Source organism: Chryseotalea sp. WA131a (assembly GCA_025370075.1).
GTDB lineage: Bacteria > Bacteroidota > Bacteroidia > Cytophagales > Cyclobacteriaceae > ELB16-189.
In genome coordinates, this window is the sequence record CP073016.1 from 908,022 (window position 1) to 920,683 (window position 12,662).

General features: G+C 41.3%; 13 protein-coding genes and 1 pseudogene. 5 read left to right on the forward strand and 9 right to left on the reverse strand.

The window, feature by feature from the left end:
• From KA713_04195 to KA713_04205, 3 genes are all read left to right on the forward strand, one after another.
• On the forward strand, positions 1–528 hold the full coding sequence (locus KA713_04195; GenBank protein ID UXE67814.1) for a putative metal-dependent hydrolase: 528 nt from the start codon (positions 1–3) through the stop codon (positions 526–528).
• A gap of 94 nt (positions 529–622) precedes the next feature.
• Positions 623–1,555, forward strand: coding sequence for an alpha/beta fold hydrolase (locus KA713_04200; GenBank protein UXE67815.1), 933 nt, complete (start codon positions 623–625; stop codon positions 1,553–1,555).
• Positions 1,548–2,243: an SOS response-associated peptidase gene (locus tag KA713_04205; GenBank protein UXE67816.1), complete on the forward strand. Its 696-nt coding sequence runs from the start codon at positions 1,548–1,550 to the stop codon at positions 2,241–2,243. Before KA713_04200 ends, KA713_04205 begins: the two co-directional genes overlap by 8 nt.
• Here the strand turns inward: KA713_04205 and KA713_04210 are convergent.
• Both KA713_04210 and KA713_04215 read right to left on the reverse strand, forming a co-directional pair.
• Positions 2,240–3,220: a pyruvate dehydrogenase complex E1 component subunit beta gene (locus KA713_04210; protein ID UXE67817.1), complete on the reverse strand. Its 981-nt coding sequence runs from the start codon at positions 3,218–3,220 to the stop codon at positions 2,240–2,242. The two genes, KA713_04205 and KA713_04210, sit on opposite strands and share 4 nt — an antisense overlap.
• A 158-nt stretch (positions 3,221–3,378) precedes the next feature.
• Complete coding sequence (locus KA713_04215; GenBank protein UXE67818.1) at positions 3,379–5,148, reverse strand: hypothetical protein; 1,770 nt, start codon at positions 5,146–5,148, stop codon at positions 3,379–3,381.
• Between the two features lie 191 nt (positions 5,149–5,339).
• Between KA713_04215 and KA713_04220 the strand changes: the two genes are divergently transcribed.
• Positions 5,340–5,564 carry a PspC domain-containing protein gene (locus tag KA713_04220; GenBank protein UXE67819.1) on the forward strand — a complete coding sequence of 75 codons (225 nt, stop codon included), beginning with the start codon at positions 5,340–5,342 and terminating at the stop codon, positions 5,562–5,564.
• Here KA713_04220 and KA713_04225 read toward each other — a convergent pair.
• From KA713_04225 to KA713_04250, 6 genes and pseudogenes are all read right to left on the reverse strand, one after another.
• Positions 5,561–6,577: a glycosyltransferase family 2 protein gene (locus tag KA713_04225; protein ID UXE67820.1), complete on the reverse strand. Its 1,017-nt coding sequence runs from the start codon at positions 6,575–6,577 to the stop codon at positions 5,561–5,563. The two genes, KA713_04220 and KA713_04225, sit on opposite strands and share 4 nt — an antisense overlap.
• Positions 6,574–6,909 carry a YbaB/EbfC family nucleoid-associated protein gene (locus KA713_04230; GenBank protein UXE69020.1) on the reverse strand — a complete coding sequence of 112 codons (336 nt, stop codon included), beginning with the start codon at positions 6,907–6,909 and terminating at the stop codon, positions 6,574–6,576. The genes KA713_04225 and KA713_04230 overlap by 4 nt, the downstream gene beginning before the upstream one ends.
• A 71-nt stretch (positions 6,910–6,980) precedes the next feature.
• On the reverse strand, positions 6,981–8,873 hold the full coding sequence (locus KA713_04235; protein ID UXE67821.1) for a gliding motility-associated C-terminal domain-containing protein: 1,893 nt from the start codon (positions 8,871–8,873) through the stop codon (positions 6,981–6,983).
• Entirely contained in the window at positions 8,870–10,366 is a 1,497-nt protein-coding gene (gene hutH / locus KA713_04240) for a histidine ammonia-lyase (GenBank protein UXE67822.1), read from the reverse strand. The genes KA713_04235 and hutH overlap by 4 nt, the downstream gene beginning before the upstream one ends.
• A gap of 3 nt (positions 10,367–10,369) precedes the next feature.
• Positions 10,370–11,671 (reverse strand): histidine--tRNA ligase, encoded by a 1,302-nt coding sequence (gene hisS / locus KA713_04245; GenBank protein ID UXE69021.1) that lies wholly within the window; start codon positions 11,669–11,671, stop codon positions 10,370–10,372.
• 117 nt (positions 11,672–11,788) lie between these two features.
• A pseudogene (locus tag KA713_04250) lies at positions 11,789–12,016 on the reverse strand (ATP phosphoribosyltransferase regulatory subunit).
• Between the two features lie 201 nt (positions 12,017–12,217).
• Here KA713_04250 and KA713_04255 point away from each other — a divergent pair.
• Positions 12,218–12,367: a hypothetical protein gene (locus KA713_04255; protein ID UXE67823.1), complete on the forward strand. Its 150-nt coding sequence runs from the start codon at positions 12,218–12,220 to the stop codon at positions 12,365–12,367.
• Positions 12,368–12,416: 49 nt separating this feature from the next.
• Here the strand turns inward: KA713_04255 and KA713_04260 are convergent, their stop codons facing one another.
• A complete protein-coding gene (locus KA713_04260; GenBank protein UXE67824.1) occupies positions 12,417–12,599 on the reverse strand; it encodes a histone H1 in 183 nt (60 codons plus the stop codon).
• Between the last annotated feature and the right edge of the window lie 63 nt (positions 12,600–12,662).

Below are 12,662 nucleotides of genomic sequence, written 5' to 3' on the forward strand. Positions count from 1 at the left end.
ATGACACAAGACCTTCGCTACCCCATTGGAAAATTCCAATCGAAAGAGAGTTTCTCATCTGATGAAGTTAAATCTTTTATACATAGGATTGCGCTTGCGCCCATTCAATACGAAAAAGAATTATCCTCTTTGAGCGATGCTCAACTAGATACGCCCTATCGAGAAGGTGGTTGGACGATACGTCAAGTGGTTCATCATGTAGCCGATAGCCACATGAATGCCTACATTCGTATCAAGTGGGCACTCACTGAAAATAACCCAGTCATAAAAGCATATGATGAAAAAGAGTGGGCCAACACGCCCGAAACAAAGGCGCCTCCAACTCTTTCGCTCAATCTCTTAAAAGCACTTCACGAAAAAATCGTACAACTGGCCAGTCAATTATCCGAGGATGAATTAGCCAAAACATTTACGCATCCAGAAACAAAGCGTCAAATTCGCTTAGATCAGTTATTAGGTACCTATGCATGGCACGGAGAGCATCACTTGGCCCATATTACTACCCTAAAACAAAAAATGGGTTGGTAAAAAAAGTAGTGAATGAGCAATGCGCATGTAAATCGGACGCAAAGGACAATAGGCAAAAATCACATAAACAAAACACTATTTCTATTCATGCAACATGAATACTTATCAGCAGCCTGCCGTTCTTTTCAATCGACACCTCGAAACAATCTACCCTGCCATTTTTCGAAAAGTTCATTCCATTGACTATCAGCGCGAGCGCATTTCAACTCCCGATAACGATTTTCTGGATTTAGATTGGCTGAGAAAAGGTTCAAGAAAATTGGTTGTTATCTCACATGGGTTGGAAGGCAATTCACATCGCGCTTACGTGAAGGGAATGGCCAAAGCATTTTACGACCAAGGCTTTGACGCATTGGCCTGGAATTACCGAGGGTGCAGCCAAGAAATGAATAGGCAACTTCGGTTCTATCACAGCGGTGCAACAGACGATTTGGATCTAGTAGTTACCCATGCTTCAAAAAACTATGACGAAATATATTTAATTGGTTTCAGCCTGGGCGGAAACTTGACCTTGAAGTATGTTGGAGAAAGACGAGATCAAATCAATCCCACAATCAAAAAAGCATCGGCCTTTTCGGTGCCCATCCATTTGCATTCCAGTTGTATCCAAATTTCAAAGCCAGGCAATTGGCTTTACACCGACCGGTTTTTGAAGAGCTTACAGGCCAAAGTAGCTGCCAAATCCAAACAAATGAAAGGGCTCGATCTTTCGCATTTCAAAAAAATCAAAACGCTTATGGATTTTGATGAATGTTATACGGCTCCGATTCATGGTTTTGCCAGTGCTATTGACTACTATCAAAAATCAAGCGCAATCAATTTCCTTAACGGTATCCGCATCCCCACCTTATTGGTAAATGCACAAAATGATCCATTCCTGAGCAATGAATGTTTTCTTAAAAGCAATGACAATCCATACTTAAAATTTGAAAGCCCGCAGTATGGTGGGCACGTTGGTTTTTCGCTCTTTGATAAAAGTGGGCTATATTGGTCGGAATTACGAGCCCTCGATTTTATAAATGGTTGAACGATTTTCTATTGGCGTTACTGCTGCTTCGCTTGCAGACCGCTACAAGGTGGAAGAACCGATCTTTTTGCCAAAATACAATGGTGCACCCACCCAACTTTTTCCGGTACTCACCAGTGAAACACCGCAAGGTTTTTCCTTCTTCTATTGGGGGGTAGCTCCCGAATGGGCCAAAAACAAATCAATGGCCGAGCGATTGATTAATGTTCGGGCCGAGCAGATTGCCGAGCGACCTGTGTTAAAAAAATCGTTGCTCAACTATCGATGCATAATTCCTTCGGATGGGTTTTATGCTTGGAAGAAAGTTGGTAAAAAGACTTCCATTCCGTGGCGAATTTTTCCAAAGACCAAATCTATTTTATCGATTGCAGGCTTTTGGGAGGAGTATGATGATGAAGAGGATAGCAGCTTTCACACCTTTACCATCATTACACAAGCGAGCTCAGCCTTCGCGGCTACCATCACCGAACGGATGCCTCTTTATTTATCAAAAGAAGAGGAGAAAATTTGGTTGGATAAAAATTCGGAAGAAACAGTTTTGCTAAAACTCATCCAGCAACCCGAACCACTGGAACTTGATGGGTTTACAGTATCGCCTCAACTCAGTAATGTTGCATTTGATAAGCCATCACTGCATTTGCCGATGCCGGCTGCCGATCAATACGGCAATCTGACCTTGTTCAATTAATCGCGATACATAACCGCTTTTACCGCTTTTACCGTTCTTGCCACACTTGGCAAAATTTCATCAATCAAAGTAGGTGCATAGGGAAGCGGAACATCCAAGCTGTTAATGCGATGAATGGGGGCATCTAAATAATCGAATGCGTGTTTTTGAACATGGTAAGTAATCTCAGAAGAGATGGCAGCCAACGGCCACGCTTCTTCCACTACCACCAATCGGTTGGTCTTTTTTACAGATTCCACCACGGTAGCATAATCAATTGGCCGAACAGAACGTAAGTCAATCACCTCAACCGAAATACCCTCTTTCTCCAATTCAATAGCAGCAGCCAGCACCACCTTCATAATTTTTCCGAAAGAAACGATGGTAACATCTGTGCCTGCTCGTTTAATATCTGCTACCCCGATTGGAATCAAATACTCTTCTGTTGGCACTTCTCCTTTATCGCCATACATCAATTCTGACTCCATAAAAATTACCGGGTCATTATCACGAATGGAAGTCTTCAACAAACCTTTTGCATCGTAAGGCGTGAAAGGCACAACCACTTTTAAGCCTGGCGTATTGGCAAACCAATTTTCAAAGTTTTGCGAGTGCTGTGAGCTCAGCATACCTGCATTACCTGTTGGCCCTCGAAACACGATGGGTATATTGAACTGCCCACCAGACATGGAAAGCATTTTAGCAGCCGAGTTAATGATCTGGTCAATTGCTACTAACGAAAAATTGAAAGTCATGAATTCAACGATTGGGCGTATGCCGTTCATAGCAGCACCCACACCAATTCCCCCAAAGCCAAGTTCGGCAATAGGTGTATCGATTACCCGTTTGGGTCCAAATTCATCCAGCATGCCTTGGCTGACTTTATAAGCACCGTTGTATTCGGCTACCTCTTCGCCCATTAAAAAAACGGAAGGGTCTCTTCTCATTTCCTCGCTCATGGCCTCGCGCAACGCTTCTCTAAACTGAATTTCCCTCATATCACGGGTATTTAATGGTTAAGTCAACTAAGCCTGTAAAAATAAGTGGCCTTTAGCAGTTTTAAAAATGAGTTAAGAACTTTTACAAAATTGGAAAAGGTATAAAACAAAAGACCCTGACGATAATCGCCAGGGTCTTTTGTTTATTTCCAGATGAATTATTTTAATGCGTTACGGAATGCATCGGTTGTGTTGAACTTTGCAAACTCAAGATCGGTTAAGGCCTTTTCTTTTAAGCTAGGATCAATCTTTACAGCATTCACCAAGTTGCTAACTACGGCATCTCCGCTACCTGATTTGGCAGCAGCCACAGCCGCACCATAGTAAGCGATCGCATAGTTACTGTTCTTGCGGGTTGCCTCTGCAAAAGAGGATGAAGCATTGCTAAAATCTTTATTCAATAATTGAGCAAGCCCCTTATTGAACAAGTTTACATGGTTGTCAGAAGATGAAGAGGTAGAAGTTACTGCAGCACCATAGTTGGCCATGTAAATTTCGCACGCACCTTTTACACCGTTTACACCACGTGTTACATCGTTGTTAGCACCGTTAAGGGCTGCGCGCGCATGGCTATAAGATTTGTAAGGATTGCCTTTCATCAAAGCTACCGAGGCAAGGTTGGCATGAACTTCAGAAGAAGGATTCATTTTAGCGGCTATTTCTAATTGAGTAGCGGCTTTGTCAATCAAATCTGTCTTCGCAGGGTTTTCAATTACAGCCCGCAAATAAGCAGCACCTAAATTATTATGTGCATTCCAGTTAGAACCTTTTTTAGTAGCTGCCTCGTAAATAGCTGTTTTTTCTTCCAAAGAAGGCGTTAAGGTTGCAGCATACATCAATTCTTCAAAGCTAAGGGTATCTATACCAGCTTGGCCAGTTGTAATTTGCTTAGCCAATACTGACATTTCAGCATCTGTTTTCTTTGCTTTAATAGTTAGGATCTCCGTTTTGGCCGCGCGCAAACTTGGATAAACATCTTTGAAAACCTTATTATAACCAGCCAATTTTTTCAATTGCTTCTCTTGCTCTTCAAAAGTAGCTCCGTTGTTCACTACATTCAAGAGAGCTGTTTTTTCATCGGCACTGATACCGTTATAGGCAGCTAATGCTGTTTTAAATTCGGACCAATCGTCAACAATCGGCTTCAAAATGAATTTCACGTCCGCGGCAGCACCTTGGTAATCGTACTTTTTCATTTGGGCACGATAGAATTTTTCGATCGCGGCAGCACGTTCTTCAGAAAGTTTGCTGTTGATTCGCTCTAAACCTTCAGGTGAGTGAGTACCTGTGATGGTTACGGTGCGAGTTACGTTTTTAGAAGCTATAAAGGCATCCAATTGCTTTCCTTTTTCGGCTTTGGTTTCAGAAGTACGCAAAACTGATTTTCCGCGTTCGAATATGAAGTCTGGGATGATAACTGGAATTAATTCCTCTTGGTTATTATATCCATGGGCTGCAAAAGCGGCATAATATGAATTTTGAACCAATTTAGATGTGGTAATGATACCCGTAGCATAAGGCATGCGAGGGGTAGTCTTTGATTTTGTGCCTTTTGAAGCTACACCTTGGATTTCAACGGTACCCGTTTTATAAGCATCCTTATAGGGGAACATAAAGGCTTTTGTTACCTTCGTTTCCTCTTTGGCACTGTTCGGATAATCTTCTGCCTTCAAGGGAAGTGCAGGCAAGGCCAATTCGTTGTCTCCATACTTATAGAAAGTATTGAGCGTATAAACAGTACCTTTCTTCAACAATTTAACCGGAAGATTGCCAGACATGTCGAAATTAACGGTGTCTTTGTGGACTTCCAGCGGATTAGGCTTAATCTCAAGCTTTTGCTCTTTGGCCATTTTAATCATTTGCGGAAGCGTGCAACCGGTAAAAGTCAAAGTTCCGATGATCAGGAGTGAGTAAATTAATTTTCTCATTGGATATTTAAGTTTATGCGTCTTTTTTTAGAAATGGCAAATCTAATGGGCTGCCAATTTTTTTGCAATTATACTTAAAAAAATAAGAATTTAGGCCATGTTGGCTATTGGCTTTGTCGTTATATTTGCGAGTTGAAAGTTTAATCGATAAAGAGCAGGTTTACTGGGGTAAAAAGACCAAATTAGGGGTTATGATAATAGTAGATCGCATTAAGTATTATTTTGAAAACAACGCTTTTGGTGTTTGCTCTGCATTGGGCGATAAATTGGGTGTTGCAACATCCTCTATCCGATTGTTTTTCATCTATGCGTCTTGTTTAACGCTGGGTTCGCCCATTATAATCTATTTGTCGCTTGCATTTATCATGAATATGAGAGCCCATTTGCGGAAGCGAAGTACCATTTGGGATTTCTAATGCCGGAGTTTCTTAAACTCTTTCGCTCCCAATAAAAAGTAATCTACCACCAATAAATGTGGATATATCTGCCCTACCCTGTAGGTCTTAAGTTGTTGCTTTAACTTTCTGCGCTTGGCATATTCACTGCCCAGATGCGAAAAGTAATAAACGTGTGCTTTGATTACCGCCCACGCATCCGCAGGGGAAGGCTGTACCAAAAATTTAAGTGCAGCCACCCAATCGAGCAAAATGCGCACCGGCAGTTTCCACAAAAGCTCGGCAGCAGAAAAATGCTTGGAAATCATGCTTAACCCATTTCTAAAGTTGTAATAGGTTTTTCGTGGACTTAAGGAAGATAAGGTGCCGCCACCTACATGATAAACGGTGCTTTCGCCTTGGTAATAGATTTGATAGCCTGCTCGCTGAAGGCGCCAGCAAAAATCGATTTCTTCCATGTGGGCAAAGTAATCTTCATCTAAACCACCCAATTGATGATACAATTCAGCGCGCACAAAATGACATGCGCCCGTGGCCCAAAAAATAGGCCGTTGGTCATTGTATTGAGTGGTGTCCGTTTCAACAGAATTAAAAATCCGCCCACGGCAAAAAGGATAACCTAACGCATCGATCAATCCACCGCCTGCACCAGCGTACTCAAACTCTTGTTTATTCTTGTGCGAAAGTATTTTAGGCTGGACTGCAGCAATGTTTTTATTCTCGCGAAACAATTTGATAACGGGCTCCAACCAATTGGGGGTAACTTCTACATCTGAATTGAGCAATACGTAATAAGTACTTTCAATCTGTTTCAACGCATAATTATAGCCCCCACAAAAACCTCGATTGATTTGGCTCTCGACCAACGTAATGGATGGGAAATTTGATTTTAGGAAGTTGACCGAATCATCGGTTGAACCATTATCAGCCACAACGATTTCGGCACCTGGGCTAAATTGAATGACGGAGGGCAAAAACTGCTGAAGGAATTTCTTTCCGTTATAGTTTAAAATGACAACGGCAACCTCGGTCATCCCATCAGGTTACTTAAATCCATGCCAGGGATATTTGGCAGCAAACCTTCTGTACCTTTTTTCATCTCTTCTTTTGCCAATATCTCAGCTTTATCGGAGGCGATTCGCACAGCCGCCACCACCAAGTCTTGCACCATTGTTTTATCCTCGGCTTTTAGAATGGCTGGATCAATATCAATGGAAATCAATTGTTTCTTTCCATTCACTACTGCCTTCACCATCCCGCCACCTGATTCTCCACTGGCGGTAATATTGGCCAAATTATTTTGGGCTTCTTGAATTCGGGCTTGCACCTCTTTCATCTTGCCCATCATTTTCATCATGTCGAACATACCAATTTCAAAATAAGATGGCAAAGGTAACCAATCTCTTGGTTTGAAAAACTATACCAAATTGATGTGGTCTATTTCCGCAATAGGACTACCGTGCCGCTTCGTTTATACGTTTGGCCTGAGATATCCGTAACATTGGCTGTCCATACATAGGTGGCAATGGGCATTGGCTGGCCCGATTGCGTGCCATCCCACGCTTCTTTTTTATCCGAGTAAAAAATCAACGAGCCCCATCGGTCAAAAATGGAAAGCTCTAGTTTGTCGATGAATTGTCCGCTAATATTAAATACTTCGTTTTCTATCGGGCCTTTATTGTCAGGAGTAAAGGCTGTTGGATAAAATAAATTTACGGTTTTATAAACTTCCACATAATTGCTGATAGAAGGATCGGTTAAACTCGATTGATTGGCGATTGCAAAAACTCTGTAAGAAACAATTTGATTAACGTTATCGATATCTTTATCAACCAATGTGGTGGCATTGCCCACGTCTACTGATTTAATCAATGATCCAGCACGGTTGTATTTGTCTACTCGGTATCGCAGCACACCGGCCAACCAACCAAGGTAGTCATTCCAAGTAAGCGTTACTTCGTTGCCCGAAGACAACGTGTATGTCAAACGAATAGGGCAGATGGGCGAACTTTCGGCACTGGTGTTATCGCACTTATCCACATAATTTATTTTGTAACAGCTATTGGAGGCGGTAGAATAGGTTGCGTCTGAGAATTGTGGGGCGGTACTTTTGCCTTGCAAGAAAAAAGCACCTTGATTATTGGACTTGAAAATATTGTACTCGGTAGGAACAAAGGCTGGGTCTTGGATCCACGTAAGCAAAGCATTTTCATTTTCAACCACTGCAGTGGTATTGGTGATACTGGTTGGGTTGTTTCTAATAAATGAAGTACCACATTTTTCTAATGAAATACTTTCTGCGCCATTTGGATATTTACTAACCACCTGATAACAGTAATTGATTTTACAGTCAATCAACCCATCTGAAAATGTAAGTGTGTTGGCTGGCAAATTAGGATAGTCAGGATTTGAATTACGAATTATGTCAACACTAGAAATTCCAGTAACAGAAGTCTGCCAATCTAATTTATTGGAACCATTTTGAATGGTTAGGTCTAAATTTTGACTACAAACCTGACCAGATGAACCTGTTGCAAAAGGTAACGAACTATTACAAGGATCGATGGGTACAATTCGAAAACAGTAATAAAAATCATCAACACGCAAGTTATCAATGGTAGTAGAGGCAATTGCACCTGTATTGCTATACAAAAACTTGACAGGCTGAAAGTTAGTTGAGTTAACCGCAATCTCTAATCGATATTGAAAAAAAGGCACAAGAGTATACTGCAGCTCTAGGGACGAAGTGCTAATAGCCTTTAGTTGATTAATGGTAGCCATTGGTGTTGCTGACGTAGAATAGCTAATGGTAGTAGGGGTACAATTCCAAGCTCCATTCTGCTTTCTGCCTTCAACCTTAATAGGATAAGTACCACCTACAGCATAGGTATTTTGGTCTATTTGATTATTGCTAGCGAAGATGTTGCGAATTGTTCCGTCTCCATAGTTAATCCTGTATTCATCGTACAATTTATTAGCTACCTTAACAAAAACTTGGTTAACTGAGCAACTATACACCTCTACATCAGGGGGTGTATTTGGGTCAACGGTAATTAGAATATCATCTACTCCAACAGACTGAAAAATTACCCTAAAGGTGTAGTTGCCAGGGGTTGTATATTGAAAAGTTGTGGTCGCCACTTGAACTCCATTGCCTAGATAATCAAAGGCACAGGTACCGCATTTGTTCAAATAATCAATAAAGTTAATTGTAAAAGGAGCGCACCCTCTTTGTTCATCTACTTGAAATTGTTCTAGCCTACTTTTATATTGCCCAACCGAAACGGTAGCCACAGCTAAAAAAATCAATAAAATTAAAATCCGCTTCACGCTTGCAAGTTAACTTCTTTCAAAAATTTCTCTGCTTTTACGATGTCGTGGTGCAGCAGCCGATCATTCTGAATTAACGGTACCTGCTGCCTAAAAGTATGTATCCATTTTTCCAAAATCGGTGAAGTCCTTAATGGTTCTCTAAAATGCAGTGCCTGCGAAGCCGTTATCAATTCAATAGCCAAAATGCTGTACACATTGTTCACTACTTTATAAAGTTTGGTAGCCGCATTTGCACCCATGCTTACATGATCTTCTTGCCCATTGCTAGATACAATGCTATCCACCGAAGCGGGTGTACACAATTGTTTGTTTTGACTCACGATAGATGCAGCCGTATATTGAGGAATCATTAGGCCCGAGTTAATGCCCGGATTGGCGACTAAGTAATTTGGCAAATCGCGCGCTCCTGAAATTAATTGATAGGTTCTCCGTTCGGAAATACTTCCCAATTCTGCTATTGCAATGGCCAAAAAATCCAATGCCAATGCCAACGGCTGGCCGTGAAAATTACCTGCCGAAACAATTTGATCTTCTTCGGGAAAAACATTGGGGTTATCAGAGACACTGTTAACTTCCGTCAAAAAAATGGAGGTGGCGTAGTCGATTGCATCCGAGCTCGCCCCATGCACCTGCGGAATGCACCGAAAGGAGTAAGGATCTTGAACATGCTTCTTATGCTTCTCTAAAATGGTGCTTCCTTTTAACAAAGATTTAATTTCGGCCGCTACTTTTTGTTGTCCTTGATGTGGGCGTATTTTATGCACCAACTCATGAAATGGCTCGATGCGGCCATCAAAAGCATCAAGAGAAATGGCGCTTATCATGTTTGCTAATTGAATGATGCGGTGGCCGTGCAACAAACACCAAATACCATAGGCGCTCATAAATTGAGTTCCGTTCAACAATGCCAATCCTTCTTTGGCTTTTAGATGAATTCGCTCCCAGCCAAGTAGGTTCAATACTTCGCTGCTTGAATAAATTTTTCCCAAATAGTTCACTTCCCCCTCTCCCATCAATGGCAAGGTTAAATGTGCTAAAGGTGCCAAATCGCCCGATGCACCCAACGAACCCATCTCATAAACGCGCGGCAACAAACGTTGATTGAACATTTCGATCAATCGCTCTACGGTTTGCACCTGCACCCCTGAATATCCATACGAAAGGGATTGCGCTTTTAAAAACAGCATCAACATCACAATCTCTCTGGGCACTTCAGCCCCCGTGCCACACGCATGGGAGCGCACCAAATTCTCTTGCAATTTTTCAAGTTGATCTTTGGGAATGTTTTTGGCGTAAAGCGAACCAAAGCCGGTGTTGATGCCGTAAATCGGAGAATGTGTTTCTGAAAGTTTACGGTCTAAATAATCGCGGCACTTTTGAATTTTCTCCTTCGATTCATCCGACAATGAAATTTTTCCATGCCCATGAATAATATGGTCAAGCGCTGTTAACGTTAAAGGTGTATTCGAAATGAAATGGGTGGCTTCCAAAATTTAAATGGATAAGTCAGCAATAATTTCCTGTAATGTTTTCTTTCCCTGATCGCCTGTTTGCATATTTTTAAATGTGAGTTGGCCGCTCTTTACTTCGTCCGAGCCGATTACAATCACATACGGTATTGCTTTTTTATTGGCATAGTCCAATTGCTTTTTGAGTTTTGCCACAGCAGGGTACACCTCGGTGGCAATGTTTTTTTCGCGCAAAGTGCTTGCCACCTTCAAAGCATAGTGCTGTGTTTCAGAATCAAAATAGCAAATCATTACAGTTGAGGAGATCATGGTTGCATCTGGGAAAAGTTTCAACTCCTCCATAGAATCGTACAATCGATCTACGCCAAAAGAAATCCCAATGCCCGATACACCTTCCAATCCAAATGACCCGGTGAGGTTATCGTATCGGCCACCACCACTTACGCTACCAATGGCCACGTTGTTTATTTTAACTTCAAATATGCAACCTGTGTAATAGCTTAATCCCCGTGCCAGCGAAATATCAAACTCAACGGGCGAAGCATCGTCCCCGTATCCATTTAACAAAGTAAGCACTTCTTGAAAATCGGCTAACCCTTTTTTTCCTTTTTCTGAATTTGAAAATTGGTTGGATAGAAACTCAATTTTCTGCTGTGTGTTTCCCTTAAAATTCAAAATCTGAAACAATGTTGTTAAACTTTCTGGTTGAAAACCCCTGCCAATTAATTCTTCCTTCACTTTCTCTTCACCGATCTTATCCAACTTATCAATTGCCATAAATAGCGAAGTTTCATTTTCCTTGGCCTGACAGATTTCCGCCAGCCCTGAGAGAATACCTCGATGATTGATTTTGATTGTATAATCTAAAATGCCAAGTGCTTTGAAAACTTCTTTGATCATCAACACAATTTCAGCTTCGCATAGTAGCGAATCAGTACCCACCACATCGGCATCGCATTGATAAAACTCGCGGTAACGCCCTTTTTGAGGACGATCAGCACGCCACACGGGTTGTATTTGATAGCGTTTAAATGGGAAGGTGATTTCATGACGGTTCATTACCACATAGCGAGCAAAGGGAACAGTTAGGTCGTAGCGGAGGCCTTTTTCGGATATCTCTCTCACCACGCGCTTAGAAGCAAAAAGAGAGCTCAATATTTCATTCTCGCTATACTTGTAAACATCATCAAAAATTATCTTCAATTTATCCTGATCAAATTCGCGCTCAATGAAAACATTCAGAAGTTCTAGCTTCGAATTTCCAATAAATTCATATTCTTGTGGAATTGATTTAAGCAAGGCCGCCAATTCTTTGTTGATGAACATATCCAGTTCATTGACAGTTTCTGGTGCTTTTGGTCTTAGTGAAGCAACAAAGTCAAAGAAAATTCGCTTGCCTTTCTCCTTCAACTCACCGCTGTTGAAGTCTTCAATTCGACCTGTCAACTCTTCAATGAAATCTCCCGAGTTCAAGATTTTGAACAGCAATTGATCACCCTCATCACCATACTTGCCTGTGAGTGTTGAAAGGTTTTCCATCGCTGGGGTTTCCAATGGTTGGAAGCCATACTTTTGAAATACTTTTTTGATGCGATCTAAAATAAATTGGCGCTTGGCCATTTGGGCTGGCCCGAAATCGCGTGTGCCTTTGGGTAAACTTGGTTTTTCCATTCTTCTAAACCTTCAAAATTAATTTATAATCCCACAAAGGCATACTGGGCAAGCGGTTATTTCAAGTAAAAGCAAAGCAAGTGGAGGTTAAAAGAAAATCTGATTGCTTTTAACCACTCAAAAGAATTTGGGCTTGCCAAAATCTTTGCTTGTAATCTGCCAAAGGATGCTTATTTTTGCCGTTATTTTAACACAAAAGCCATGTCAGTTACCCGATTAAAGAGAAAGAACCGCAAAGATAAAGCGAAAGCGGCACGCAGAAGAACAGACTTAAAGAATCAAAACTTTAAGCCAGTAACCAAAACGGTTGATATCGAAAAGATAAAAGAAGCCTTTAAGAAAAACGCATAAAAAAAGGGACGGTCATCGTCCCTTTTTCGTTTCTACTGACTTCAAAAACTTAATTCGTCTCTTTATTTTTTAAGTCCTGTACCTCGGCACGTATGGCCTGAGCAGCATTCTTCACATCTTGCATTCCTTTTCTCACGCGTGTACCAGCAGCGCTGTTGCCTTTGTTATAAAACTTATCAAAATCTCCTTCAAGGGAGGCAATGAGGGCTTTTAGTTCTTCTAATTTTTTCATCTTATTATAGTGTTTTGGTTAAAAGGCTTTTTAATTCCTATGCCAAATTAATCAAAAACCTTT

What these genes read in the sequence shown, in the direction of transcription:
- KA713_04195 (UXE67814.1), top strand. Translation starts at nt 1, where the DNA reads ATGACACAAGACCTTCGCTACCCCATTGGAAAATTCCAATCGAAAGAG.
- KA713_04200 (UXE67815.1), top strand. Translation starts at nt 623, where the DNA reads ATGAATACTTATCAGCAGCCTGCCGTTCTTTTCAATCGACACCTCGAA.
- KA713_04205 (UXE67816.1), top strand. Translation starts at nt 1,548, where the DNA reads ATGGTTGAACGATTTTCTATTGGCGTTACTGCTGCTTCGCTTGCAGAC.
- KA713_04210 (UXE67817.1), bottom strand. Translation starts at nt 3,220, where the DNA reads ATGAGGGAAATTCAGTTTAGAGAAGCGTTGCGCGAGGCCATGAGCGAG.
- KA713_04215 (UXE67818.1), bottom strand. Translation starts at nt 5,148, where the DNA reads ATGAGAAAATTAATTTACTCACTCCTGATCATCGGAACTTTGACTTTT.
- KA713_04220 (UXE67819.1), top strand. Translation starts at nt 5,340, where the DNA reads ATGATAATAGTAGATCGCATTAAGTATTATTTTGAAAACAACGCTTTT.
- KA713_04225 (UXE67820.1), bottom strand. Translation starts at nt 6,577, where the DNA reads ATGACCGAGGTTGCCGTTGTCATTTTAAACTATAACGGAAAGAAATTC.
- KA713_04230 (UXE69020.1), bottom strand. Translation starts at nt 6,909, where the DNA reads ATGTTCGACATGATGAAAATGATGGGCAAGATGAAAGAGGTGCAAGCC.
- hisS (UXE69021.1), bottom strand. Translation starts at nt 11,671, where the DNA reads ATGTTCATCAACAAAGAATTGGCGGCCTTGCTTAAATCAATTCCACAA.
- KA713_04255 (UXE67823.1), top strand. Translation starts at nt 12,218, where the DNA reads ATGTCAGTTACCCGATTAAAGAGAAAGAACCGCAAAGATAAAGCGAAA.
- KA713_04260 (UXE67824.1), bottom strand. Translation starts at nt 12,599, where the DNA reads ATGAAAAAATTAGAAGAACTAAAAGCCCTCATTGCCTCCCTTGAAGGA.